At 69.1% G+C, this 25,890-nt stretch carries 20 protein-coding genes and 1 tRNA gene; 12 read left to right on the top strand and 9 right to left on the bottom strand.

Annotated features, from left to right (window positions below; all coding sequences use genetic code 11):
• Positions 1-45: 45 nt before the first annotated feature.
• The gene (locus ACGRVM_RS09540; protein ID WP_377170491.1) at positions 46-1,965 is read right to left on the bottom strand and encodes a putative bifunctional diguanylate cyclase/phosphodiesterase; all 1,920 of its coding nucleotides are present in this window, start codon (positions 1,963-1,965) and stop codon (positions 46-48) included.
• Between the two features lie 115 nt (positions 1,966-2,080).
• Between ACGRVM_RS09540 and ACGRVM_RS09535 the strand changes: the two genes are divergently transcribed.
• From ACGRVM_RS09535 to ACGRVM_RS09525, 3 genes are all read left to right on the top strand, one after another.
• Positions 2,081-2,719, top strand: a complete 639-nt coding sequence (locus ACGRVM_RS09535; RefSeq protein ID WP_377171375.1) for a nicotinate-nucleotide adenylyltransferase — start codon at positions 2,081-2,083, stop codon at positions 2,717-2,719.
• A gap of 81 nt (positions 2,720-2,800) precedes the next feature.
• Entirely contained in the window at positions 2,801-4,279 is a 1,479-nt protein-coding gene (gene dacB, locus ACGRVM_RS09530; protein ID WP_377170493.1) for a D-alanyl-D-alanine carboxypeptidase/D-alanyl-D-alanine endopeptidase, read from the top strand.
• 81 nt (positions 4,280-4,360) lie between these two features.
• Positions 4,361-4,434 (top strand) — tRNA-Cys (locus tag ACGRVM_RS09525).
• Positions 4,435-4,452: 18 nt separating this feature from the next.
• Here ACGRVM_RS09525 and ACGRVM_RS09520 read toward each other — a convergent pair.
• Complete coding sequence (locus ACGRVM_RS09520) at positions 4,453-5,430, bottom strand: DNA topoisomerase IB (RefSeq protein WP_377170495.1); 978 nt, start codon at positions 5,428-5,430, stop codon at positions 4,453-4,455.
• Positions 5,431-5,584: 154 nt separating this feature from the next.
• Between ACGRVM_RS09520 and ACGRVM_RS09515 the strand changes: the two genes are divergently transcribed.
• A complete protein-coding gene (locus ACGRVM_RS09515) occupies positions 5,585-5,815 on the top strand; it encodes a hypothetical protein (RefSeq protein WP_377170497.1) in 231 nt (76 codons plus the stop codon).
• A gap of 6 nt (positions 5,816-5,821) precedes the next feature.
• Here the strand turns inward: ACGRVM_RS09515 and ACGRVM_RS09510 are convergent, their stop codons facing one another.
• Positions 5,822-6,922 (bottom strand): lytic murein transglycosylase, encoded by a 1,101-nt coding sequence (locus tag ACGRVM_RS09510; RefSeq protein WP_377171377.1) that lies wholly within the window; start codon positions 6,920-6,922, stop codon positions 5,822-5,824.
• A 357-nt stretch (positions 6,923-7,279) separates the two neighbouring features.
• Between ACGRVM_RS09510 and ACGRVM_RS09505 the strand changes: the two genes are divergently transcribed.
• The 4 genes from ACGRVM_RS09505 to ACGRVM_RS09490 all read left to right on the top strand — a co-directional run bounded on the left by ACGRVM_RS09505 (position 7,280) and on the right by ACGRVM_RS09490 (position 12,591).
• The gene (locus ACGRVM_RS09505; protein WP_377170499.1) at positions 7,280-9,259 is read left to right on the top strand and encodes a polysaccharide biosynthesis protein; all 1,980 of its coding nucleotides are present in this window, start codon (positions 7,280-7,282) and stop codon (positions 9,257-9,259) included.
• 120 nt (positions 9,260-9,379) lie between these two features.
• Positions 9,380-10,033, top strand: a complete 654-nt coding sequence (locus ACGRVM_RS09500) for a protein-L-isoaspartate O-methyltransferase family protein (RefSeq protein ID WP_377170501.1) — start codon at positions 9,380-9,382, stop codon at positions 10,031-10,033.
• Between the two features lie 64 nt (positions 10,034-10,097).
• Complete coding sequence (locus ACGRVM_RS09495) at positions 10,098-11,564, top strand: TolC family outer membrane protein (protein ID WP_377170503.1); 1,467 nt, start codon at positions 10,098-10,100, stop codon at positions 11,562-11,564.
• A gap of 79 nt (positions 11,565-11,643) precedes the next feature.
• Positions 11,644-12,591, top strand: coding sequence for a hypothetical protein (locus ACGRVM_RS09490; RefSeq protein ID WP_377170505.1), 948 nt, complete (start codon positions 11,644-11,646; stop codon positions 12,589-12,591).
• On the opposite strand, the gene ACGRVM_RS09485 is transcribed toward ACGRVM_RS09490, so the two are convergent.
• Both ACGRVM_RS09485 and ACGRVM_RS09480 read right to left on the bottom strand, forming a co-directional pair.
• The gene (locus tag ACGRVM_RS09485) at positions 12,592-14,043 is read right to left on the bottom strand and encodes a cobyric acid synthase (protein ID WP_377170507.1); all 1,452 of its coding nucleotides are present in this window, start codon (positions 14,041-14,043) and stop codon (positions 12,592-12,594) included. It abuts the gene before it with no gap.
• 103 nt (positions 14,044-14,146) lie between these two features.
• A complete protein-coding gene (locus tag ACGRVM_RS09480; protein WP_113911825.1) occupies positions 14,147-14,467 on the bottom strand; it encodes a DUF6280 family protein in 321 nt (106 codons plus the stop codon).
• A 215-nt stretch (positions 14,468-14,682) separates the two neighbouring features.
• Here ACGRVM_RS09480 and efp point away from each other — a divergent pair, with 215 nt between their 5' ends.
• Positions 14,683-15,246, top strand: a complete 564-nt coding sequence (efp, locus tag ACGRVM_RS09475; protein WP_377170509.1) for an elongation factor P — start codon at positions 14,683-14,685, stop codon at positions 15,244-15,246.
• A 73-nt stretch (positions 15,247-15,319) separates the two neighbouring features.
• Here efp and ACGRVM_RS09470 read toward each other — a convergent pair whose 3' ends face one another.
• The 3 genes from ACGRVM_RS09470 to ACGRVM_RS09460 all read right to left on the bottom strand — a co-directional run bounded on the left by ACGRVM_RS09470 (position 15,320) and on the right by ACGRVM_RS09460 (position 19,896).
• Positions 15,320-17,335, bottom strand: a complete 2,016-nt coding sequence (locus ACGRVM_RS09470) for a capsular polysaccharide biosynthesis protein (RefSeq protein ID WP_377170511.1) — start codon at positions 17,333-17,335, stop codon at positions 15,320-15,322.
• On the bottom strand, positions 17,335-18,483 hold the full coding sequence (locus tag ACGRVM_RS09465) for a polysaccharide biosynthesis/export family protein (RefSeq protein WP_377170513.1): 1,149 nt from the start codon (positions 18,481-18,483) through the stop codon (positions 17,335-17,337). Before ACGRVM_RS09465 ends, ACGRVM_RS09470 begins: the two co-directional genes overlap by 1 nt.
• Before the next feature lie 120 nt (positions 18,484-18,603).
• Complete coding sequence (locus ACGRVM_RS09460; protein ID WP_377170515.1) at positions 18,604-19,896, bottom strand: capsule biosynthesis protein; 1,293 nt, start codon at positions 19,894-19,896, stop codon at positions 18,604-18,606.
• A gap of 156 nt (positions 19,897-20,052) precedes the next feature.
• On the opposite strand from ACGRVM_RS09460, the gene ACGRVM_RS09455 reads away from it, so the two are divergent.
• The 3 genes from ACGRVM_RS09455 to ACGRVM_RS09445 all read left to right on the top strand — a co-directional run bounded on the left by ACGRVM_RS09455 (position 20,053) and on the right by ACGRVM_RS09445 (position 22,976).
• Positions 20,053-20,640: a riboflavin synthase gene (locus tag ACGRVM_RS09455; protein WP_377170517.1), complete on the top strand. Its 588-nt coding sequence runs from the start codon at positions 20,053-20,055 to the stop codon at positions 20,638-20,640.
• 83 nt (positions 20,641-20,723) lie between these two features.
• Entirely contained in the window at positions 20,724-22,133 is a 1,410-nt protein-coding gene (locus ACGRVM_RS09450; RefSeq protein ID WP_377170519.1) for an amidase, read from the top strand.
• Between the two features lie 12 nt (positions 22,134-22,145).
• Entirely contained in the window at positions 22,146-22,976 is an 831-nt protein-coding gene (locus tag ACGRVM_RS09445; RefSeq protein WP_377170521.1) for a DUF2189 domain-containing protein, read from the top strand.
• Here ACGRVM_RS09445 and ACGRVM_RS09440 read toward each other — a convergent pair.
• Positions 22,909-25,842 carry an error-prone DNA polymerase gene (locus ACGRVM_RS09440; protein ID WP_377170523.1) on the bottom strand — a complete coding sequence of 978 codons (2,934 nt, stop codon included), beginning with the start codon at positions 25,840-25,842 and terminating at the stop codon, positions 22,909-22,911. The genes ACGRVM_RS09445 and ACGRVM_RS09440 overlap by 68 nt on opposite strands.
• Positions 25,843-25,890 lie beyond the last annotated feature (48 nt).

The raw sequence follows: 25,890 nt of genomic DNA, 5'->3' as shown, positions 1-25,890 counted from the left end.
GGAGGCGTGCAGTCAAGGGCCATGTAAACGGGCCGGCGGGCGAATTCAATCGGATGTATCGCGCGGCGCCCCCGCCGCCTTACGGTGCGGGGCGCGCGCCGCGCTCTCGCCATGCTGCGGCTCCGCCCGCAGCACCAGCGGGCCGGGCGAGTGCGCGCGCAGCCACTCGGCCAGATCGGGCAGCGCCATGGGCCGGGCCAGCCCGTAGCCCTGCACTTGCGGGCAGCCCGCCCGTCGCAGGATGCCGAGTTGCTCCTCCGTCTCCACGCCCGAGGCGATCACATCCATTCCGAGCACCCCGCAGAGCCGGATGAGCGCGCGTGTGATGACGCGCGCGCGCGGGTCTTGCCCAAGGCGGCGGATCATCGTGCGGTCGAGCTTGATCGCGTCGATCTCGACGGCGGACATATGCGCGAAGCCCGCATAGCCCGTGCCGAAATCGTCGAGCGCGACGCGCATGCCGAGCGCGCGCAGCCGCGTCATCGCGCCCGTCACGTCATGGCCCGCGCGGTTCTGCATCGTCGTCTCGAGCACTTCGATGCAGACCGCCGCCGAGGGCAGGCCGCGCGTCTGAAGCGCCCAGTCGAGAAGCGCGGGGTAATCGGCATCGACGAGGATCGAGGTGGACACGTTGAGCGACATGGTCAGATCCGCGAAGCCCGCGGCCCGCAGCTCTGCCAGCGCATCGAGCGCGGCATTCATCGCAAGATAGTCGATCTCGCTCAGAAGCTGCGCGGAGTCGGCGGCCGGGAGGAAGGACGCGGGCGGCAGCAATCCGCGCGCCGGGTGCGCCCAGCGCAAGAGCGCCTCGCAGCCGGTGATCCGGCCCGTCTCGACCTCTGCGATGGGTTGCAGATGGACGCAGAACTGACCCTCCTCGACCGCGTCCTTGAGATCGCGGGCGAGGGCCTGCTCGGCCCGGTGCCGCCGCCCGAGCGCGGGCGAGTAGAGCGCCGCGCGGCCGCGCCCCGCCGCCTTGGCGCTGTAGAGCGCCAGATCCGCCTGCCGGATCAGCGCCTCGCCGTCGAGCGCCTCGCCCGTCTCTGCGTCTCGATCGCCGCCGGGCATGCTGGCGCCGATCGAGACGCCCGGCAGGATCGTCTGGCCGCGCCAGTGCAGCGGGCGCGCGGCCTGCGCCAGCACGTCCTCGGCGCGCCGCACGAGGCGCGCGCGGTCCGGCACATCGGTGCAGATCAGCACGAACTCGTCTCCGCCCATCCGGCAGGCCAGATCGCCCGCCTCGATGCTGCGCGACAGCGCGCCCGCGACGTGACGCAGCACCGCATCCCCCGCGTCATGGCCCAGCGTGTCGTTGATCTGCTTGAAGCGGTCGAGATCGAGTTGCAGCACGCCCATCCGCGCCCCCCGCAGGCTTGCCCGGGCGGGGGCGGAGCGCAAGAAGCGCGAGAGTTTCTTGCGATTGCCGAGGCCGGTCAGATCGTCGTGATGGGCCGCATGCTCCAGATCGTCCTTGGCGCTGCGCAGCGCGGTCTGCACCTCCACCTCGTCCGAGATGTCGCGGCAGGTGACGACCACCATCTTCTGCGTCTCGGCGGGGCCGAGATCTATCAAGGCATGGCTCTGCTGGTTCCAGAAGAGCGTGCCGTCGCGGCGCATGTGGCGCGTCACGCGATACTTGGCGAAGAGCGAGGAGGCCGGATCGTAGCGGAACCGCGCCAGCGCCTCCGGGGTCGGCCCGGCGCCCGGGGGCGAGATCAGCTCGGCGGGGTTGCGTCCCCGCGCCTCGTCCAGCGTCCAGCCCAGCATCCGCTCGAGCGCGGGGTTCATCCACAAAAGGCGCCCGCGCATGTCGAGAAGCGCGATCCCGTCGCGCGCGTGATCGAGAATGAGCCCGCTCAGATGCCCCTCGGCCAGACCCCGAGGCGTGCCCGGCGCGGGATGCGCACCGTGCCGAGGCGCCGCCCGGACGCCTTTTGTGCCTAGCCCTGTCGCTTCGCCGCTCACGCGCTCACCTGTTCAAATCCCCGATGGCGGAGCGTGGCGCGGCGCCGTTAATATCGGGTGGCCATGCCCCCGCTTTCTGTTTAGAAAAATCGTTGAATTTTAGGAGACTGCGATGATGACCGCGCCCGAGCGCCCGCCCGTCCGCACGCCCCTGCGCGATGCCGGTGCGCTGCCGCCCACGCGGCGGGGGCAGGTGATCGGTCTTCTGGGCGGCTCGTTCGATCCGCCGCATGAGGGGCATGTCCACATCACCCGCGAGGCGCTCAAGCTCTTCGGGCTCGATGCGGTCTGGTGGCTGGTCAGCCCCGGCAATCCGCTCAAGGCGCATGGGCCGGCGCCGCTGCCGCGCCGCATGGAGGCCGCCCGCGCGATCATGCGGCATCCGCGCGTCCATGTCAGCGACATCGAGGGCCGCATCGGCGCGCGCTATACCGCCGATACCGTGACCGCGCTTCAGGAGGCCTGTCCCGAAATACGCTTCGTCTGGCTCATGGGCGCCGACAACATGGTGCAGTTTCATCGCTGGCAGGACTGGCGCAGCATCATGGAGAGCGTGCCCATCGGCATCCTCGCGCGTCCCGGCGCGCGTCTGGCCGCGCGGGCCTCGGTCGCGGCGCGGATCTACGAGCATGCGCGCGTGCCGCTCGGCGCCGCTCGGCGCCTCGGGCGGATGGAGGCGCCCGCCTGGTGCTTCGCGAACGTGCCGATGGTCACCCTGTCGTCGAGCCGCCTGCGCGCGCAGGGGGTGTGGTGAAACACCGCCCTGCACGAATGTGATCGCGCCCGCCCCACAAGGCGATTGCGGCGCCCCGGTGCCTGCGGTTAAATCCCGCGCATGACACATCCCATCTCCCGACGTCTCTTCATCGGCGCGGCCCTCTCGGCGCTGGCCGGCGGCTGCGCGCAGGCCGGTGCGCCCGCCGTCTCCCTGCGGCCCAATCCGCGGCCTTCGGATCTCGGCCAGTTGCCCGATGCGGGACGGCTCATCGACGAGGCGCGGCTGGGCGGGCGCGTGGGCTTCGCCGTGGTCGACATGACGAGCGGGCAGGTCCTGGAATCGCGCGAGGGCGCCACGGGCTTTCCGCCCGCGAGCGTCACCAAGGCGCTGACGGCGCTCTATGCGCTCGAGGCGCTGGGGCCGACCTACCGCTTCCGAACCCGGCTCGTCGCGACGGGGCCCGTGGTGGACGGCATCATCCAGGGAGATCTGGTGCTGGCGGGCGGCGGCGATCCGGTGCTCGACACCGATGCGCTGGGCGACATGGCGGCCGGCCTCAAGAGCGCGGGCGTGCGCGGCGTCACGGGGGCCTTCCGGGTCTATGGCGGCGCGCTCCCCTACGAGCGGGTGATCGACGCCTCTCAACCCGATCAGGTGGGCTACAATCCCGCGATCTCAGGCCTCAGCCTCAATTTCAACCGCGTGCATTTCCAATGGCAGCGCGGCGCGAACGGATATGCGGTGACGATGGACGCCCGCTCGAGCCGGTATCGCCCCGAAGTGTCGATCGCGCGCATGCAGATCTCGGACCGCGCGGCGCCGATCTTCGTCTACCAGGACGGCGGCGATCACGATCAATGGAGCGTCGCGCGCGGGGCGCTCGGCACCTCGGGCACGCGCTGGCTTCCGGTGCGGCGGCCCGCCGAATACGCGGGCGAGGTCTTCGCCAGCCTCGCCCGCGCGCAGGGCATCACCCTCGGCGCGCCGCGCATGCAGCAAGGCGCGCCCTCGGGCGATACGCTGGTCAGCCATCTGAGCGATCCGCTCCCCGAGCTTCTGACCGGAATGCTGAAATTTTCGAACAACCTGACCGCCGAGCTGATCGGCCTGACCGCGACGCAGGCACGCACCGGCGGCGTCGCCTCGCTCGATGCCTCCGCGCAGCAGATGACGGCTTGGGCACGCGGATCGCTCGGGCTCGAGGGCGCGCGTTTCGTCGATCATTCGGGGCTCGGCGACAGCTCGCGCGTGAGCCCGCTCGCGCTAGCCCGCGTTCTGGCCGCCGCGCAGCGCCACGCGGCCTTGCGCCCGATGCTCAAGGAATTCCGGATGCGCGGGCGGAACGGCGGCTTCGACGACAACCACCCGGTGCGCGTCGATGCCAAGACCGGAACGCTCCATTTCGTCAGCGCGCTCGCGGGCTACGCGACCGGACCCTCGGGCCGCCCGCTCGCCTTCGCGATCTTCACCGAGGAGCAGAGCCGCCGCGCCGCCATCGCCGGCCTGCCCGACGACAGCCCGCCGGGCGTGTCGGACTGGAACCGCCGCGCCAAGGGCCTGCAACAGGCCCTTCTCGAGCGGTGGGGGTCCGTTTAGCGACAAGGCCGTAGGGAGGCGGGCGAAAGCGCTCTTGCACCGTCCCGCGCCATCCACTAATTGATCCCTACCACCACGGCAGGCGAGTTGGCGGAGTGGTGACGCAGCGGATTGCAAATCCGTGTACACCGGTTCGATTCCGGTACTCGCCTCCAAAATTCACCCAAATCACCTCACGTCCGCTCGGCGAGAAACGCCTCGAGGCGCTGTTCGCTCACACTGAGGTCGCGCCGGCCGGATGGGGCGGGCAGGGGGCGTTCGGTCTTGGCGAGCGACAGGATCTCGGGGTGGATGTAGCTGCTGCGCGCGATGGCGGGTGTGTTGTGCAGGCGCTCGGAGGCGGCTTCGGCCATCGCCTTGATCGTGGGGCGCGGGGTGCCCAGCGCGACTTCGAAGGCGGCGACGCTGCCCGACCATGTCCGGAACGTCTTGGCGGTCAGGCCCTCGATCCCTCCCGCCTCGGCAAGATACGCGTTGAGCCGCTCGGAGGTCACGCGGCGCGGGGCGCCCTCGTCGTCGAGCCATGTCAGAAGCTCGGCGCCGGGCAGATCGCGGATGCGCTCGAGCGCCTTCATCAGCCGCGAATCGGCGAGCTGGCGGCGCACGCGCTTGCCGCCTTTGCCCTTGTAGGAAATGTCGAGCCGTCCATCGGTGAGGCGCACGTGGCGTCCGCGTAGCGTCAGCACGCCGTGGGTTCCGTTGCTGCGGGTGTATTCGGGGCTGCCGACGCGCAGCGATAGCCGGTCGATCATCGCGGCGGCGGCGGCGACGGCGAAGGCCTCCTCGCCCGCCTCCTCGGCCAGATCGCGGCGGATGCGGCGGCGGATGGCGGGCAGGGCGGCGGCGAATTCGGGCAGATGCGCGAATTTCATCGCGGCCCGAAGCGCGGTCCAGTCGGGATGATAGCGATACTGCTTGCGCGCTTTCGTGTCCTGCCCGGTGGCGACGAGATGCCCGTTGCGCAGCGGAGAGATCCAGACGTCCTCCCAGGCGGGCGGCACGGCGAGCGCCTTGAGCCTCGCGCGCTCGGCGGCGGCGTCGATCCGCGTGCCATCGGTGCCCAGATACGTGAAGCCGCGCCCGCAGCGGCGCCGCCGGATGCCGGGCCGGTCGTCGGGATAGTAGCGCAGATTGGGCGGCAAATCGGGCATCGGGGCCTTCGGGTCAGAGGCGCGTAGCAGGGCAGGGGCGAAACGGCGCCGCCCTCCGCCGGGTTCCGCGAGGGCGGGAACCGGGCGCGCATGTCGCAGGTTCTTGGCTCAGGCACGCGGCGCGGCGCCGCATCCCACGCAAAAGGACTTGCCCATGAAACAGCAGAGCACCGCTCCCGGCGCAGAGCCGGGCCCCCGCCCCGGAGAGCCGAACACGCCCAATCCCGGCCCGGCCAATCCCGGACGCCCCGATCCCGAACGCGCCCCCGAAGAGGTGCCGAACGATCTTCCGCCGGAGACTGTGCCGAGCCCGCCCCCCGAGACGCCGAACGATCTGCCGAACGAGGCGCCGCCCGGCGCCCCGTCCGAAATTCCGGCGCGTTGAGCTGCGTCAGCGCAGGCTGCGCAGCAATTCGGGCGAGGGCTCGCCCGTCGCGGGCAGGCCGATGCTGGACTGATAGGCGCTGATCGCACTGCGTGTGTTCGGCCCGATCACGCCGTCCGCCCCGCCCGTGTCGAAGCCGCGCGCCGTCAGGCGCGTCTGCAGCACGATCCGGTCATCCTTGGTCAGGCCCGTGGCATCGGGCGGGAAGCTGCTCTGCAAGGGGCCCGCGCCGCCGATGCGGTCGGACAGATGGCCGACGCCGATCGCATAGGCATCCGAGTTGTTGTAGCGCTTGATGGCGCGGAAATTGCCGGTGACCGCGAAGCGCGGCCCGCCCGGCTGCGGCTGGATGATCTCGCCCGAGGCGCTCTGTCCCGGCAGAACCTCGCGGCCCCAGGGCGTGCCCGGCGTCCAGCCGTTCTTGGCGAGATAGGCCGCCGTCGAGGCGAGCGCGTCCGAGGGATCCTCGGACCAGATATCGCGCCGTCCGTCGCCGTCGAAATCCACCGCGAACAGCTCGTAGGAGGTGGGGATGAACTGCGTGTGCCCCATCGCCCCGGCCCAGGAGCCGGTCATGCGATCCGCCGCGATGTCGCCGTTCTGGATGATCTTGAGCGCCGCGACGAGCTGCTTTTCGAAAAAGGCCCCGCGGCGCCCGTCGAAGGCGAGCGTCGAGGTCGCCGAGATGACCGGCACGTCGCCGCGCCGCTCGCCGTAAAAGCTCTCGAGACCCCAGATCGCACAGATGATGTGCGCATCGACGCCGTAGCGCGATTCGAGCGCATTCAGGGTCGTGTGGTGGCGCTGGAAGGCCGCGCGCCCCTTGGCCACGCGCTCGTCCGAGGCGGCGATGGCGAGGTAATCCTCGAGCGTGCGGGTGAATTCCGTCTGGTTGCGGTCGCGCTTGACGACGCCGGGCAGATAGCCGGTGCCGCTAAAGGCCGCGGCGAGGGTCCGCTCGCTGATTCCGTAGCTGCCCGCGCGGCTGCGGAAGGATGCGACCCAGGCGTCATAGGCGGCGTTCGGCGTCGGGCGCAGATCGTCGTCGAGCGTGGGGCGCGCGCGCGGGCGGCTCTCGGACGCGTTGGCCATTCCGAGCCCGCGCATGTCGCCGCAGCCGGCAAGCCCCATCGCGGCGAGGCCGATCCCGAAGCTGCGTCTGCTGACGCCGCGCGATTGCCGTGTGCCGCTTGGCCTTTTGATGTCGTCGCTCATGCCTGCCTCTCGCTGTTCGTTTTGCGGCGCAGCCTAAGCGAAACGGCGCTGCGGCGAAAGGCGGGCGTTGCCGCTCGTGGGGAATACCGCCGACGCTCGGTGCCAAATTTGTGCGCGACTCAATCAAGGGTTGAGTCTTCGGATTTTTTAACGGAATCTCAAGAGTATGCGCCGAAGCATCGGCATGTGTTCCACCAAGGTGCCGCCCTACGAGGCGGCGCGGCTCCGATCAAAAAGTGCGCACTGTCGATGCTGAAATCCGCACTCACCCGCATGCTGGCGCTGAGCCGCGCGCAAAAGCGCGCGATTCAGCTCGTCCTCGATGCGGCGCTTCTGGTGCTCGGCTATATCGCGGCGACGCGTCTCGCCGGGGTGGATCTGGCGGCGCCGGGCGTCATCGTGGGACGCGGCAGCGGCGCCTTCTGGCTGGCGGCCGCGCTTTTCGTGCCGCTCAGCCTTGCGATCTTCGTGCGGCTCGGCTTCTACCGGGCGGTCGTGCGCTACTTGTCCATGCGGCTCCTGCTGACGATCTTCGTCGGCGTTCAGGCCTCGGCCGCCGTCCTGCTCGCGGCGGTGCTGGTGGCCGGATCGCCCGGCCCGCTCACGATCGTTCCGATCTACGCGCTCATCGCGATGTCCGGTCTCGGCGGCATGCGCATGGCGATGCGCGAGATCCTGCAGCTTCACGGCGCCGGCGCGCGCAGGCCGGTGATCCTCTATGGCGCGGGCCGGTCCGGCCGGCAACTTCTCAGCTCGCTGCGCGAGCATCCGGGTTATGCGCCCGTCGCCTTCCTCGACGATGCCGCCGAGCTTCACGGATCGGAGATCGGCGGACTTCAGGTGCATGATCCCGCCCGGCTCGGACGGCTCATCGCCGCGCATGGGGCGAGCCTTGTTCTGCTGGCCATGCCCAGCGCTTCGCGCGCCGAGCGGCGCGCGGTTCTCACGCGCCTCGCCGCCTTCCCGGTGCGCGTTCAGACGGTGCCCGGCATGTCCGATATCCTCTCGGGCAAGGCGCGGCTGAGCGATCTGCACGATGTGGCGATCGAGGATCTTCTGGGCCGCGATCCGGTGCCACCGATGGAGCCGCTGATGAAAGCCAGCATCGCCGGCAAGACCGTCATGGTGACCGGCGCGGGCGGCTCCATCGGCTCCGAGCTCTGCCGCCAGATCATCGCGCAGGGGCCCGATGCGCTCGTCCTGTGGGATCTGTCCGAGCTCGCGCTCTACACCTTGCATGCCGAGCTCGAGGACCTTGTGGCCGCGCGCCGTCTGGCCGTGCGGCTCGTGCCGCTCATGGGCTCGGTGCAGGATCATGCGCGGCTCGGGGCGGCGCTGGCGCGCTTCGGCGTGCAGACGATCTATCACGCGGCCGCCTACAAGCATGTGCCGCTGGTCGAACGGAACGCCATTGAGGGCGTGCGCAACAACGTCTTCGGCACGCGCATTCTCGCCGAGGCCGCGATCGACGCGGGCGTCGAAGCGGTGATCCTCGTCTCCTCCGACAAGGCCGTGCGCCCCGCCAACATCATGGGCGCCTCGAAGCGCCTCGCCGAGCTGATCTTTCAGGCCGCGGCGCTGCGGCAAAGCCGTACCGTCTTTTCCATGGTGCGCTTCGGCAACGTGCTCGGCTCCTCAGGCTCCGTCATCCCGCGCTTTCGCGAGCAGGTGGCGCGCGGCGGGCCGGTGACGGTGACCGATCCCGACGTGACGCGCTATTTCATGACCATCCCCGAGGCGGCGCAGCTCGTGATCCAGGCGGGTGCGATGGCGAGGGGGGGCGATGTCTTCGTGCTCGACATGGGCGAGCCGATCCGGATCGTCGATCTCGCGGAGCGGATGGTGCGCCTGAGCGGCCTCACGCCTTACCGTCTCGCGGCGCACGGGGGCGGCGCACCGGGTCCGGTGGAGGCCGAAAAGGAAAACGGCGATATCGCGATCCTCTTCACCGGATTGCGGCCCGGCGAGAAGCTTTTCGAGGAATTGTTGATCGGCGGCACGGCGCGGCGCACCCTGCATCCGCGCATCCTGACGGCGAGCGAAAGCCGCCTCGCGCCCGGCAAGCTCGACACTCTTCTCGACGCTCTCATGGCGGCCTGCATGGCGCAGGACTGCGCGCGGCTCCGCGCGCTGATGGCGGCGGCGCCCCTCGGATACGCGCCCGCCGCGCCGCCCTTCGACGCGTTCGGCGAGGCCGAGGGCGGACGGCCCCTCGCCGCCGCGGAATGAGCGGGGGCGCCCGGGCGCCGAAACACGCCGCAAGAGGCGCCGCGAGGCCAGAGCGCCGTTGCCCATGTCCGGCTTATGTGGCAAACCATCGGTCAAGAGATTGAACGGAAGAGTTTAGCCATGACCGACTACGCCGCCCGCCGCACCATGATGGTCGACACGCAGATCCGACCGGCGGACGTCACCAAGTTCCCGATCATCGACGCGATGCTGAGCGTGCCGCGCGAAGCCTTCGTCCCGCGCGCCCTGCGCGAGGCCGCCTATATCGGCGAGAATCTCGAGCTGGGCGGGGGCCGCGTGCTGCTCGAGCCGCGCACCCTCGCCAAGATCCTCGATGCGCTCGACATCCGCGGCGACGAGCTCGTGCTCGATGTCGGCAGTGCCATGGGCTATTCCGCGGCCATCATGGCGCGCATGGCCGAAGCCGTGGTCGCCCTCGAAGAGGACGAGACGATGGGCGGCGAGGCGCAGGCGCTCCTGCTCGAGCATGGCGCGGACAATGTGATCGCCCATGCCGCGCCGCTGAACGAAGGCGCGCCCGAACATGGCCCCTACGATGTCATCGTGATCGAAGGCGCCGTGCAGGATTTGCCTGCGGCCCTCGGAGATCAGCTCAAGGAAGGCGGGCGCATCGCCTGTCTCTTCATGGAGGGCGCGCTGGGCGCCGTGCGCATCGGCTACAAGCTGAACGGCAAGCTCACCTGGCGCTTCGCCTTCAATGCGGGCGCGCCGGTGCTGCCGGGATTCGAGCGAAAGACCGCTTTCGCGCTTTGACGATTTGGACCTGAAACCAGGCGCCACGCCGCGCCGACCCGGCATGACCGAAAGGAAGATCTCGATGATGACCCTTCGCAACAATGCGTGGCCTTTCCGCCGGCTCGGTCTTTCGCGGGGCCTAAAGGGCGCCGCAGCCGCCATCGCGCTGGCGCTTCCCGCCGCGATCGCCGCGCCGAACGCGCGGGCCGACACGCTGGCAGACGCGCTGGCCGGGGCCTACAACACGAGCGGGCTTCTCGAGCAGAACCGCGCGCTTCTGCGCGCCGCCGACGAAGACGTGGCGAGCACCGTCGCGGGCTTGCGTCCCATCATCAACTGGTCGACCGACGTCACGCGCAACTACTCGAACATTTCCGGGAACAGGGGCGCAAACGCGCTTGCCAACGGCAGTTCGGGGACGACCAACCTCAACGCCGGGATCACCGCAGAGTGGCTGCTTTACGATTTCGGGCGCACCGATCTGAGCGTCGATGCCGCCAAGGAGCTGGTTCTGGCCACGCGCCAGTCGCTCATCGGGATCGAGCAGCAGGTCATGCTGCGCGCGGTTCAGGCCTATATGAACGTGGTGCGCAACACGCGCTTCGTCGATCTGCGGCGCAACAACGTGCGCGTGATCGGCGAGTCGCTGCGCGCGGCGCAAGACCGGTTCGAAGTGGGCGAGGTCACGCGTACCGATGTCGCGCAGGCCGAGGCGCGTCTTTCGCTCTCGCGCAGCAACCTCGCCACGGCGCAGGGCGATCTCGAGCGCGCGATCGAGGAATACGTCGCCGTGACGGGCCGGCGTCCCGGCACCTTGTCCCAGCCGCCCAGCCCGCCCCGCCTCACGCGCGACGAGGAGACGGCCAAGCAGGTCGCGCTTCGCAACCATCCCGACATGCTGGCCGCGCAATTCAACGTGGCGGCCGCGAAGCTCAATGTGCTGGTCGCCGAGGCGGCGATGAAGCCGCGCGTGTCGCTCAACGCCACCCTGGGCGTGCGCGAGGAGTTGAACGGCGATGTGACCTCCGAGACGGGCAGCCTCGGCGTGGGCATCAGCGGCCCGATCTATCAGGGCGGCGCGCTTTCCTCGGCCAAGCGCCGCGCCTATGCGCAGCGCGACGCGCAGCTCGGTATCCTCCACCAGACGCGCGACCGCATCCGCCAGAATGTCGGCAACGCCTATGCGATTCTCGAGGCCGCGCGCGCCTCGGCCGTCGCGTCCGCCGAGCAGGTGCGCGCGGGCCGGATCGCCTTCGAGGGCGTCAACGAGGAGGCCAATCTGGGGGCGCGCACGACGCTCGACGTGCTCGACGCCGAGCAGGAATTCCTCGATGCGCAGGCCAACCAGATCTCGGCGCAGGCCGATGTGATTATCGCGGCCTATTCGGTGCTGGAATCGGTGGGCGAGCTGACCGCGCGGGATCTCAATCTCGCGGTGCAGACCTATGATCCCGCAGCCTATTACAACCTCGTCGAAGATGCGCCCGCCGCGCTGAGCGAGCGGGGCCAGCAGCTCGACCGGGTGCTGCGCAAGATCGGAAACCAGTAAAACTGCGCCTATCTGTTGTGCGAAAGCCTCGGCGCCGGTAAACTGGCGACCGAGGCAAGAACCGAGGGCGATAAAAACAATGTCCGATCCCGTCACGAATGTCGAAATCGAGGATGTGCTGTCGTCGATCCGCAGGCTGGTTTCGAGCGATGGGCGCCCTGTGAAAGCGGGCGAGACGCCCGCTCAGCCTGCCAAACCCTCCAAGCCTGCCGAGCCTGAGCGCCTCGTGCTGACACCCTCTTTGCGTGTCGATGACGCGGCCAAGGCCGCCGATGCGGATGAAGAGGATGGTGCCGACTCCGTCGAGGCCGTGGCGGGCGAAGACTTGGGCGGCGATGACTGGTCGGAAGATGACTGGTCGAACGAGGTGGACGCCCCGGATGCCGAGGCCGAGGACATGAACGCGGCGCCCCAGGACGAGTTCGACGCGGATATCGCGATGGCCGAGGTGGATGCCGCCCCCGCCGCCGAGGATGCGGGCGACGAGACGCCCCGGACAGATCCGCTGCGTCAGCGCGTGGCCGAGCTCGAGGAAGTCGTCGCGCGCCAACCCGATCAGTGGGAGCCCGACGGCCCGGGCGGCGACGGCAATTCGGGCAGCCCCGTCTCGCCCCTTCCGTGGGAGGATTACAGCCCCGAGGACGAGTCCGAGGACGAGGGCGCGCCCGAGGAGGTCGTCGAGGACGCCATTCGGGAGGCGGCGCAGCCGGCTGTGCGGCACGCGGCCCGCGGGGCAGAGGCGGATCGTGCCAAGGCCCGGCCCGAGCGCGACGAGGACGACATTCCCGCGAATTTCGCCGCCGAGGACGGGCACCGCTTCGAGGGTGCCGAAGATGACGGCCTTCACGAGAACGACTTCCTCCCCGGCAATGACGAGTTTCTCGACGAGGACGCGTTGCGGGATCTGGTGGCCGATATCGTGCGGCAGGAATTGCAGGGCGCGTTGGGCGAGCGGATCACGCGCAACGTGCGCAAGCTGGTGCGACGCGAGATTCACCGCGCGCTCACCAGTCAGGACTTCCAGTAATCAGCCGATATCGGCGGCCAGCGACAGCAGGCGGTCGATATCGAGATGCGCCTCCAGGTGATCGGCGAGCGCGTCGAGCGCCGCATCGACGCCGCGCTCGAACCGCGTGGTGGACGCGCAGCCCAGATCGCTCAGATAGGCCGCGCGAAACTCGTCCGAGCTCAGCAGGCCGTGCACATAGGATCCGCGGATCAGCCCGTCCGCGCTGGCCGCGCCCTCGGGCACGCCGCCGATCTCCAGCCAGGCGCGCGCGCAATCGGGCCCCTGCGTGCGGCCCATGTGGATCTCGTAGCCGGTGATCTCGGCGCCGCTGGCAACGTGGCGGCCATGCGCCTCGGTCACGCGCTTGTTTGCGTGCATGACGGTTTCGACGTCGAGCAGCCCGAGGCCCGGCACGGTGCAGGCCGGCCCCTCGACCCCGCCGGGATCGGAGACGCTTCGGCCCAGCATCTGGTATCCGCCGCAAAGACCCAGCACCGCGCCGCCGCGCCGCACATGCGCCGCGAGGTCGATATCCCATCCGTTCGCGCGGAAGGCGGCGAGGTCGGCGATGGTCGATTTGCTGCCGGGGATCAGCACCAGCCTCGCGTCGCCGGGCAGGGGGCGGCCCGGCTCGATCATGCGCACGCTCACGCCCGGCTCGGCCGACAGGGGATCGAGATCGTCGAAATTTGCGATCCGTCCGAGCCGGGGCACCGCGACGATCATCTCCCCGCCCGGGCGCTCGACGATGTCGAGCGCATCCTCGGCGGGCAGGCGCCACGCGTCCGGGAACCACGGCACGACGCCGAGCGACGGCCAGCCCGTGCGCGCCTCGATGGCGCGCAGGCCGTCCGCGAAAAGCGCGGTGTCGCCCCGGAACTTGTTGATCGCGAAGGCGCGGATGAGCGCCGCATCGGCGGGGTCGAGCACGGCCTGCGTGCCGACGACTTGCGCGATCACGCCGCCCCGGTCGATATCCCCGACGAGCACGACAGGCACGCGCGCGGCCTCCGCGAACCCCATATTGGCGATATCGCCCGCGCGCAGGTTGATCTCGGCGGGACTGCCCGCGCCTTCGACGAGGATCAGATCGGCGCTGCGTGCAAGCCGCGCGAAACTCTCGAGCACCGCGCGCAGGAGCTCCGCCTTGCGCGTGCCGTAGGCCTTGGCCTCTGACCGCCCGATCGCGCGGCCCTGAAGGACGATCTGCGCGCCCGTCTCGTTTTCGGGTTTGAGAAGGACCGGGTTCATGTCGCTATGCGGCGCGCGCCCGGCGGCGCGGGCCTGAAGCGCCTGCGCGCGGCCGATCTCGCCGCCATCGACGGTCACCGCCGCGTTGTTCGACATGTTCTGCGGCTTGAAGGGCGCGACGCTCATGCCGCGGCGCAGGCAGGCGCGGGCGATGCCGGCCACCAGCATCGACTTGCCGACATTCGAGCCGGCGCCCTGGATCATGATCGCTCGGGCCATGGCCCTCTCCCGTGCTGTGAGTGCCCGCCCGAAGCCGATGCCCGGACACGCAAAAGCCCCACCGAGAGGCGGGGCTTTGCAGGGTCGCGCCGATGTGGCGCGATCAGGCGGCTTCGGCCTGCGCGGCGGCGTTGCGGCGCTCGCTCTCTTCGCGCGACAGCGCGACGGAGGTGCGCACGCCCTTGGAGACGAACTCCATCAGGCCCGACACGACACGCTCGTTCGGGTCGATCCCGGCGCAGGACAGAACCTCGCGCCCGTCGCGCGACCGCGCCCAGCGGGCGATCTGATCGGGGCCGTTGCCATATTTCTTGTCATCCGAAATGGCATCATCGAGTGCAGCCAGTACAACGGCCGCGAAAAGTTTGCGGGCGCGATTGCCTTGTTCGTTATTGAAGGCGGCGCCGTCAACGAAATCCTTCATGGTTCGTCCTTGTTTTATTGCTCTTGCACTTTGGGCGTGGGGCCGGTTATGGCGGAGTTTGGGTGATTCGGATAGAGCAGATTTGCATACCTCTTATGCGCTCTGCGCATGGCTCCGTCAGTTGGCACACGAGATACGTTCGCTTGCCCCGTGCCGTGCCGCCATATATAGGGTTGGCCAGAAATCTATCAACCTTTTGTCAGGATTTTGACACAATGCCCAAGATCAACGGAAACGAGATCCGCCCCGGTAACGTGCTGGAGCATAACGGCGGTTTGTGGTCCGCCGTGAAGGTCGATCACGTCAAGCCCGGCAAGGGCGGCGCCTTCGCCCAGGTCGAGCTGCGCAACCTGCGCAACGGCTCGAAACTCAATGAACGCTTCCGCTCCGCCGACAAGGTCGAGCGCGTCCGCCTCGAGCAGAAGGACCAGCAATTCCTCTACGAGCAGGAGGGGATGCTGATCTTTATGGACAGCGAAACCTACGAGCAGATCGAGCTGCCCGCCGAGATCCTCGGCGAGCGCCGCCCGTTCCTTCAGGACGGCATGACCGTGCATATCGAATATCACGAGAACGAGGCGCTGAACGCCACGCTGCCGCAGAAAGTCACCTGCACCGTGGTCGAGACCGAGCCGGTCGTGAAGGGCCAGACGGCAGCCAACAGCTTCAAGCCGGCGGTCCTGGACAACGGCGTCAAGGTGATGGTGCCGCCCTTCGTCGGGCAGGACGAGGCGATCATCGTGAACACCGAAACGATGGAATATTCCGAGCGCGCCTGACCGCCACTCGCAAGAATGTCCTGAGACAGATTAAAACGCCGCGGCCCCTGTTCGGGTCGCGGCGTTTGCCGTTCTAGCGCCAGAGCGCGGCGCGCGAGGCGAAGAGGCCCTGAAGCTTCGAAAGAAGCCGGTTGGCCGGGCCGGGATGGGGCACGGCGCCGCTCGCCAGCCGGTCGAGCACGATCTCGGGCGGGCAGGGAAGGCCGGTCTGTGGATCGAAATAGCGCGGATAGTCGATGAGGGCGGCATGGACGAGGCCGGGCAGGCCGGGCCGTGCCTGACGGCGCGCGGGCACCGGCCCCAGATCGGGCGTGAGGCCCCAACCGGCATAGAAGGGCGCGCCCGTCGTGGTCACGCGGCAGCCGCGCATCAGCGCCTCGAACCCCATCAGCGACGTCATCGTCCAGACTTCGTCGACCATGCCGAGCAGCGCCGCAGGGTCGGCCTTGCTCAGCACCATATCGGCGAGCGCCAATGCGTCCTCCTCGGCGATCGCCCCCGCGCGCAGGCCCGCCTCGACATCGGGATGCGGCTTGTAGAGCAGGACCGCATCCGGATGGGCCGCGCGCGCGGCCTCGAGCAGCGCGAGGTTCGTGCGGATGCGCCCCGCGCCGGCGCGGATCGAAGCGTCGTCCTCCACCTGGCCCGGCACGAGGATGCGGTGCCCTCGGGGCAGGTCGGGGACCGTCCCTCCGAGATTGTACTTCGTGCGCCCCTCGGCGGTGATGCGCGCGATGAGCGCCTCCGCCCGGCGCGTCTGATCGGGGCGCATATGGGCGCGGCGCGCGATCCAGTCCTCGAGATCGCTGGGCCGCGTCGGATCGTAGTAGATGCCGCGCCGGTCGAGAACGAGGCTGAGCGGCGGCACCAGCTCGGCCCCGAGCCCGCGCGAGCGCAGGAACCCGTCCTCGACGCGCACGGCATCCTCGGGCGCCGCCTCGGCCTTGCCCGCCCAGACCATCTGCGGCACGCGGCGCGGCTTGCCCGGAAAGGTCACGGCGCCATGGCGCCCGAAAACCTTGCGCAGCGGGGCGCGTTTCCACAGGCGCATGCCATGCGCCTGCCAGCCGAGACGATCCTCGCGCCATTCTCGCGCCAGAGCGGCGAGCGTGCCGATGGCCTCTTCGATCCCGCAAAGCCGGTCGCGATAGGGATCGTACCACTTGGGATAGAGGATCATCGCCGCCGCGAAGAGCTGCGCGCGGCTGAGCGCGCGGCCCCTGCGCGCAAGGGGCAGGGGGCTGCGATCGTCGGTGAGGCCCCAGCCGGCGTAGAAGGGTCGCCCGAAGACGCAAGGCCGGTGCCCGGCGAAGATCGCCTCGAACCCGAGCTGGCTCGAGACGGTATAGACGGCGATGGCCCCCTCGAGCAGCGCCCACGGACTGACGGGATCGGTACAGAGGCCGATGCGTCCGTTCGCGTCCTCGGGTCCGAAATATCCGGGTCGGTGGCCGGCGGCGCTTTCGGGATGGGTCTTGATGACGATGCGCGCGCCGGGGTGATCCTCCTGCGCGTAATAGAGCATCTCGCGGAAGGTGTTCGCATCTGCGCCGCCGATGCGCACCGAGGCGTCGCCCCGCGTCTGGTCGATCACCAGAACATAGCCCGGATCGGGGCAGGGCGCGGCGGGGTCGTGCGCGTTGTATTTGCTCAGATGCGCCTCTTGCAGCCGCGCGATGGCGGCGCGGGCGCGGTCCATCAAGGCGGTGTCGTCGAGCGGGTGCCGCGCGAGCAGATCCTCGAGATCGGACGGACCAGAGGGATCGAAATGCGCGCGCTGGGTGTCGATCAAGAGGCCCAGCGGCGGCTCGCCCGCGCGGCCGGGATGGACCGAGCGCAGCCACGCATCCTCGAGCCGGATCAGCCCCGCGCCGGTGCGCCGCGCGGCCGCCTCGCCCCGCGCGGCATAGGGGCTGTGCCCCCAGACGGCGATGCGGTCCTCGGGGCCGGGCCAGCCGAGGCGCAGATCGTACGCGGCCAGCTCCATGATGCGGCGCAGGCGGCGCTGGCGCAGAAAACCGGCGTTGAAATAGAAAACCCGCCGGCGCCCCTCGGCCCCGGCGGGATCGTGTTCGTCTGTGCCGCGCATTAACTGCCGCCGAGCGCCGTCGATGCGGAGTCGACCGTGCCGATCACCCCCAGCGTTCCGGTGAGCGCGCCGATGACCTTGCTCCACTGGGCGAAGGGCGCCTCGGTCACATAAAGCGTGTCCTGATCGCGCACCGAGAAGTCGCGCGCCATGAACATGCCGTTCGGCTTGGTCAGATCGAGCACGTAGACGACGCGTTGGTCGCCCACGAGGTCGTTGCGGCCCAGCACCTGATTGGCGATCTCGGCGGGCTCGTTGCGCAGGATGAAGACGCCCGTCGGGTCCGCCGCGGCGGCCTGAAGACCGCCCACGGTGGCGATCGCCTCGATCGCGCTGAGCGTCTGGGTCTCGAAGGTCACGCGCGATTGCGCGCCGGTCGCGCCGAGCGCGGTGAAGGAGCGCGTGTCCTGCTCGACGAGGATGCGGTCGCCGCCGCGCAGGGCGATGTCGAATTCGGGATGCTTGTAGAGATCCTGGAACCAGACCTTGCTGCGCTGCCCGCCCCTGAGAACGGTGATCTGCGCGACCTCGGCGGGGATGACGATGCCGCCCGCCGCCGACAGCATGGCCGAGAGGGTGCGCGTCGGGCGCTCGATCGGATAGACGCCCTGCGCGCCGACCGAACCCACGAGCGACACGGTGGCCCCGTCTCCGGCGAGACGGCGCACCTGCACCTGCGGGTCGGGCGTCTGCTCGTCGAGCTTGGACGTGATGATGCGCCGGATCGCCTCGGGCGTGTTGCCCGCGGCCTTGATGCGGCCCGCATAGGGCACGAAGATGAAGCCCGAGCCGTCGACCTGCACCTCTTCGAGGATGGTCTGGTTCGTCGCCTCTCCGGCCAGAAGGCCGTCATCGACGTTCTCCCAGATGGTCAGGCCGAGCGTGTCGCCGGGGTTGATCGTGTCCGAGCCGAGCTGACCCGCATTGCGGAACGCCTCGCTGAAGCCGAGCGCGGGCTGCACGGCGGTGGCGCGGGTCACGCGGTCGTTGACGGAGACGACGAAGGCGTCGCCCGACCTCTGGACCGATCCGGAATAGATCTGGCGCTTGTTCGGGCCGACCTGCGGCAGAACGCTGCAAGAGGCGACCATCATGGAAATGGCCATGGCGGCGACGGACCGCGCCCAGCGGCTTGTCTGGATGTTCACTGCTCGGTCTCCTCGACCTGATTTCTGCCTCGGTCTTGTTTTCACGCCGTCTTCGCAGCGCTGTTTTTTGTCACGGTAGACGAATTCGAAATCAAAAGAAAGCGTTGGCGCGCGTTCCTGTCATTTCACCACGCGCAACTGTTGCCTCGGCGCCGCGGTCCCGCGGCGCAGCGCATCATAGGGATCGTCCGCGCTCAGCATCATGTCGACCGCCTGCCGCAGCACCTGCCGGCGACCCTGTGCCGAGTAGAATCCGCCTGCGATCTGGCTGGTTTCAAGAAGATAGCGGCGGTAATCGGTATAGGCGCGCCGGTCGGGACGCTCGGCGGCGGCGAAGAAATCGGCGAGCGGCTTGGTCGAGACGAATTCGGGCTTGGCATAGACGGCGGCGCCGAAGGTCTTGAGCGGAATTCCGCGCCAGAGCACCTGCTGCGCGGCCGTCGAGTTCACCGTCACGGCGCTGCGCGCCTCGTCGAGAAGCTGCGCGAGCTTGCCGCCGCGCACGTAATGCACGCGGTCCGCGACGCCATGGGCGCGGGCGAGGCGGCGCAATTCGCGGCGCAGCGGCACGCGCCCATCCTCGAGCGGATGCGCCTTGACGACGAGGTGATGATGGCGCGGCGCGCCGCGCGCGAAGCCGGTCACGACCGTTTCGAGAAACTCGGTCATCGTGCCGAAGGGCGAATGCATCTGGAAGCTGCTGTCATGCTCGAGTTGCAGGAGCGCCAGATGATAGGGAAAACCGCCGTGGCGGATGCGCCAGGTGGCAATGCGCCGCTCGATTGCCTGAAAGGGCATGAGCACGAGGCGCTGGAGATAGAGCGCGAATTCCTTGCGCACGCTCAGCGCGCGGTGGGGACGGAAATTGCGGTAGCGCCAGTTCAGCGCCAGCACGCAGAAATGATAGAGCGCGCCGTAGAAGATGTGATGGCGCATGTCGCCCCAGCTTGCCGGCGGCAGGGCGCTGTCCATGTCCGACTGCTCGAGATCGGCGCGCATGCGCTCGACGCTCAGTTCCATCAGGCGCGAATTTCCGTTGCTGCCGCCACGCTCGTAGGTCACCCAATAGGGCCGCATGTAGCCTTCCTCGAAGACATGAACCGTGATGCCGCGCGCATGGGCCGCGCGCACCGCCTCGGCATGGATCGGGCGGGTGTCGCCGTAAAGGACGATATCGGTGATGCCCTTTTCTTTCAGGATGCCGTCCAGCGTCTCTGCCCAGCTTTCGGGAGCGTAGGTGAAGGGCAGGAAACTGGCGCGGTCGGGCCAGAAGGCGCTATCGCCCGCGTTGAAGCCGACGCGCCAGACCTCTGCGCCCGCACGGCGCAGCATCCGCCCCAGCCGGGCGAAGAAAGGCCCGTGCGGCCCTTGCAGGAATAGAAATACGCGGCGCCCGCCGGCGGATGTGGTCATGCTCGGATCATACGCTCGAAATTTTAACAACTGCTCAAATACCACTATCGAATACGACGCGAGTGAGGCGAAATTAAGACAAATGCGCCGCGCCGTCTTGCCGAGGCCGCGCGGCCCGGCTACCTCGGAGGCACCAGAAGGACAAGGACGGCCATCATGTTCACCGGTATCGTAACCGATCAGGGCACCATCCGCGCGCTCGAGCAGGCGGGCGATCTGCGCGCACGCATCGCCTGCGGATACGACATGAGCGGTGTCGCTCTGGGCGCGTCCATCGCCTGTGACGGCGTGTGCCTCACGGTGATCGAGACGGGGCCGGACTGGTTCGACGTGCAGATTTCGGCCGAGACCGTCTCGAAGAGCAATCTCGGCGATTGGGAGATCGGGCGCGAGGTCAATCTCGAGCGCGCGCTCAAGGTCGGGGACGAGCTGGGCGGGCATATCGTGTCGGGGCATGTGGACGGCATCGCGCGGATCACGGCGGTCGAGGACGAGGGCGACAGCACCCGTGTCACGCTCACCGCGCCCGAGGATCTTGCGCGCTTCATCGCCCCCAAGGGGTCGGTCGCGCTCAACGGCACATCGCTGACGGTCAACGAGGTCGATGGGTGCAGCTTCGGCATCAATTTCATCCCGCATACCAAGCAGGTCACGACATGGGGACGCGCGAAGCTGGGCGATGCGGTGAATCTCGAGATCGACACGATGGCGCGCTATGTCGCGCGGCTGCGCGAGTTCGCCTGACTCCGGCCCGGTAGGCTCCCGAGGCGCGGCAAAAAGCCACATAGAAACTTGCGCGGTGCGGCGGCGCGGGGCCATAGTGCCGCATGGACATCTTGAACATGGAGGCGCGCGGCCAGTCGGCCGCGCTGGAGCGGAGGGATCTGTCGGCGCTCGAGCTGATGGAGGCGACGCTTGCGCGCATCGAGGCGGTCAATCCCGCGATCAATGCCGTGGTGAGCCTGCGCGATGGTGACACGCTCCGCGCCGAGGCGCGCGCGGCGGATGAAGGCCCGCGCAAGGGCTGGCTGCACGGCATGCCGATCGCGATCAAGGATCTGGCGAACGCGGCGGGTCTGCCAACCTCGCAGGGCTCGCCGCTCTTCGCCGGGCAGGTGGCGGCGCGCGACGACATCATGGTCGCGCGGCTGCGTGCGGCCGGCGCCATCGTCATCGGCAAGACGAACACGCCCGAATTCGGCCTCGGCTCGCACACGGTGAACCCGGTGCATGGCGCGACGCGCAACCCCTACGACACGGCGTGCTCGGCGGGCGGCTCCTCGGGCGGGGCGGCGGCGGCCCTGGCGACGGGGATGCTGGCGGTCGCCGACGGATCGGACATGATGGGCAGCCTGCGCAACCCGGCGGGCTGGAACAACGTCTACGGCATGCGCCCCACATGGGGCACGGTTCCGGGCGATGCCGAGGGCGATCTTTTCCTGCATCCGCTCTCAACGCTCGGGCCGATGGCGCGCAGCCCGGCGGATATGGCGGCGCTTTTGGATACGATGACGGGCGCGGACCCGGCCCTGCCGCTCAGCACGGATGGCGGCAGCGCCCGCGCCGCGATGGAGACGCCGCCCGGCGCGCTGCGGATCGGCTGGCTCGGCGATTGGGGCGGCGCCTTTCCCTACGAGCCGGGCATCGCCGAGATCTGCGAGGGCGCATTGCGGCAGATGGCCGATATGGGCCACCGGATCGACGCGCCGGGGCCGCCCTTCGACGCCGACCTGATGTGGCGCGCGTGGTGCGATCTGCGCGCGCTCGCCGTCGCGGCCAAGCTGCGCGGCCTCCATGCCGACGAGGCCAAGCGCGCGCATCTCAAGCCTGCCGCCCTTTGGGAGGTGGAGTGCGGGCTGGCGCTGGATGCGAGGCGCATCCTCGAGGCGAGCGCGCGCCGCTCGGACTGGTTCCGCAGCGCGCAGGCGCTTTTCCAAGGCTTCGACGTGCTCGCCTTGCCCTCGGCGCAGGTCTGGCCGTTCGACGTGACCTGGACCGCGCCCGAGCGTATCGGCGCGCGCGAGATGGATACCTATCACCGCTGGATGCAGGTGGTCGTGCCGGCGAGCCTGATCGGCCTGCCGGTGGTCAATGTGCCGGTCGGCTTCGGGCGGAACGGCCTGCCGGCGGGGATGCAGCTGATCGGGCCGCGCGGCAGCGACGGTGCGCTGCTGCGGCTGGCGCAGCAATGGCATGACGGGACGGGCTGGCCGCAGGCCCGCCCGCCGCAGATGTAGGAGGGCAATCACATGGAGATCACATCGGAGCGCGCCCATGGCATCCCGCCGCTCGGCGCGCCGAGCTCGGCACTCTTTCGCAAGGCGCTGTCGGCGGGCTGGCGCGATTTTCGCGCGGCCCCGGCCTTCGGGCTGATCGTCGCGTCGCTCTGCCTTCTGGCGGGCTGGGGCATGGCGGGGCTGACCATCTGGGCGGGCCATACGTTCTGGCTGGTGCTGGGGGTCTTCGGCTTTCCGCTGGTCGCGCCCTTCGCGGCGCTCGGCACCTACGAGGTCTCGCGGCTGCGCGGACTCGGCGAGGCGCCGTCGGTGGGGCGGGTGATCCACGTTCTGATGCACGAGCGGGGCAAGCATCTGCCGATGCTCTGCGCGCTGATGATGGTGATGCTGCTCTTCTGGTTCTTTCTGGGGCACATGATCTTCGCGCTCTTTCTGGGCCTCAAGCCGATGACCAACATCATGTCCTCCGCCGAGGTGTTCCTCAGCCCGAACGGCCTCATGATGCTGGCCTTCGGCTCGGCCATCGGGGCGGGCTTCGCGCTTTTTCTCTATGCGATCTGCGTGATCGGCCTGCCGCTCCTTCTGGACCGCGAGGTCGATTGCATCACCGCGACGGCGCGCAGCGTCATGGTGGTCATGGGCCATCCGGCGCCGATGCTGGGCTGGGCGGCCTTCATCTCGGTCACCATCGTGCTGGCGATGATCCCGGCCTTTCTGGGCCTCATCGTCGTGCTGCCGTGGCTCGGCCATGCGTCATGGCATGTCTATGCGGGTCTCAAGGAGGCGCAGGACGGTGCGGCGGCGGCGCCTCCGCCGCCCTCTGGGGTGTCAGCCGCGCCCTGAGCAGGGCCAGCGGATGCGCCTTGAGGCTGAGGCGCGTCGTCACGTAATCCTCCACCATCTCCTCGCCGCGCGTCATGGCGGGCAGGTGGGCGGCAGGCTCGTTCAGGATCTCCTCGCCCAGATCGGCGGCGAAGAGGGGCAGCGGCCGCTCCGCCGTCAGCGCCTTGGCCTGCCAGAGCGCCTCGCGTCGCGTCAGCCCCTCGCCGGCGAAGCAATCTGCCTCGGCCAGCCGCGTGATGACCGAGGGCGGCAGACCCGCGCGGCGCCACACATCGCCCGGCGTGCCATAGCCGTTGCCCCGCGCGGCGCTGAGCCAGGCCGCGCTTTCCTCGTCCATGCCCTTGATCTGACGGTATCCCAGCCGGAGCGCCAGCCCGCCCTTGCCGTTGGGCTCGACCGTGTTGTCCCAGAAACTCGCGTTGATGCAGACGGGCCGCACCACCACGCCATGCTCGCGCGCGTCGCGCACGATCTGCGCGGGCGCATAGAAGCCCATCGGCTGCGAGTTCAGGAGCGCGCAGGCGAAGATCGTCGGGTGATGGCACTTGATCCAGGCCGAGGCGTAGACCAGGAGCGCGAAGCTGGCCGCGTGGCTTTCGGGAAAGCCGTAGCTGCCGAACCCTTCGATCTGGGCGAAACACCTCTCGGCGAAATCATCCTCATAACCGTTCGCCTTCATGCCGCGCAGAAAGAGCGTGCGGAACTCGCTGATATTGCCCAGCTTCTTGAAGGTGGCGAGGGCGCGGCGCAGTCGGTCGGCTTGATCGGGGGTGAAGCCCGCGCCGACGATGGCGATCTGCATCGCCTGCTCCTGAAAGAGCGGCACGCCCAGCGTCTTGCCCAGCACCGCCCCGAGCGCGTCCGAGGGAAATGTCACCTGCTCCTCGCCGTTGCGGCGACGGATATAGGGATGGACCATGTCGCCCTGGATGGGGCCGGGGCGGATGATGGCCACCTCGATCACCAGATCGTAGAAGCAGCGCGGGCGCATGCGCGGCAGGAAGTTCATCTGCGCGCGGCTTTCGACCTGAAAGACGCCGACACTGTCCGCGCGGCAAAGCATGTCATAGACTTTAGTATCTTCGGGTGGCAGCGTCGCGAGATCGTATTTCTGCCCGTGATGCTGCGCCAGCAGGCCGAACGCCTTGCGGATGCAGGTGAGCATGCCCAGCGCCAGCACATCGACCTTGAGGATGCCCAGCGCCTCGATATCGTCCTTGTCCCACGAGATCACCGTGCGCCCCTCCATCGAGGCGTTCTCGACCGGCACCAGTTCATCGAGCCGCCCTTCCGTCACGACGAAGCCGCCGACATGCTGGCTGAGATGCCGGGGAAAGCCCTCGATCTCCTCGACCAGCGCCATCGTCTGCTTGAGGCGGGCGTCATCCGGATCGAGGCCGATCTCGCGCATGCGTTCGCGTGCGACCGCGCCGGTCGAGAAAAAGCCCCAGAGCTGCGAGGAGAGCGCACCGATCGTGTCCTGGCTCAGGCCCATGGCGCGGCCCACCTCGCGGATCGCTCGCTTGCCGCGATAGTGGATGACGGTGGCGCAAAGGCCCGCGCGGTGGCGGCCGTAACGCTCGTAGATATGCTGGATCACCTCCTCGCGGCGCTCATGCTCGAAATCGACGTCGATGTCGGGCGGCTCGTCCCGCGCCTCGCTCACGAAACGTTCGAAGACCATCGTGCCGATCTCGGGGCTGACCGAGGTGACGCCGAGGCAGTAGCAGACCACCGAATTCGCCGCCGAGCCGCGCCCCTGGCAAAGGATGCCGCGCGCGCGCGCGAAGGCGACGATATCGCGCACGGTCAGGAAATAGGGCTCGTATTTCAGCTTGGCGATCAGCGTCAGCTCATGTTCCAGAAGGTTCCGCACCCGGTCGCTCGCGCCATGCGGATAGCGCCATTTCAGCCCCTCCTCGGCCAGCCGGCGCAGGCGGGCGCCGGGCGTCTCGCCCTCGGCGATCTCGCTGGGATACTCGTAGCGCAGGCTCCCGAGGCAGAATGTCAGCCCGGCGGCGAGCGTGCCTGCGCGCTCCACCGCGCCTTCATGGCCGCTGAAAAGGCGTCGCATCTCGGCCCCGCTGCGCAGGCGGCATTCGCCATTGGCCAGCGCCGCGCGGCCCAGATCATCGACGCGCGTGCCGGTGCGCACCGCCGTTAGCACATCGGCCAATCGACGCCGCCGCCCGTGATGCATGCGCGGCTGCGCGCTGGCGACGGTCTCGAGGCCGAGGGCGCCGGCCAGTTTTTCCTGCCGGGCGAAGCGCGCCGCATCGCGCCCGTCATATCGCGGCGCCATGAGCAGATACATCCGCGCCCCGAGCGTCCCGAGCGCCCGGGCGAGCGGCGCCGCATGCTTGCGCCACGGCCTCGGATCGCCCTCGGGCGCGTGCAGAAGGAGGGTCAGCCCCTCGGCGCGCTCGAGCAGGTCGCTGGTCCGGAGCGCGCAATCCCCCTTGGGCGCGCGGCGGCGGCCCGTGGTCAGAAGGCGGCAAAGGCTGGCCCAGCCGGTGCGGTCCCGGACCAGCGCGGTCAGCGTCAGCCCTTCCTCCAGCACCAGTCGGGCGGCGGGGATGAGGCGCGGCACATTCGCCCAATCGGGCGCGCGGGGCTGCGGCGCGGGCGGGCCGATCATGCCGTCCCGCGCCTCGAGCGCCTGCCGCTCGGCCACCTGCCGCGCGATCTCGCGCGCCGCCGACCAGGAGCGCACGATGCCCGCGACGGTGTTCTCGTCCGCGATGGCGAGGGCGGGCAGGCCAAGAAGCGCGGCGCGCTGCATGTATTCCTCGGGGTGCGAGGCCCCGGTGAGGAAGGTGAAATTGCTGAGCGCCGACAATTCGGCGAAAGGGCTGTGATCTCGCATGGCGAGTCACTTTATATTCACCTTTTGTTCTTATGCCGAGTCCCCATG

It is taken from the genome of Roseovarius aquimarinus, assembly GCF_043661195.1.
Classification (GTDB): domain Bacteria; phylum Pseudomonadota; class Alphaproteobacteria; order Rhodobacterales; family Rhodobacteraceae; genus Roseovarius; species Roseovarius aquimarinus.
This window is presented reverse-complemented; position numbering and strand designations above follow the sequence as displayed.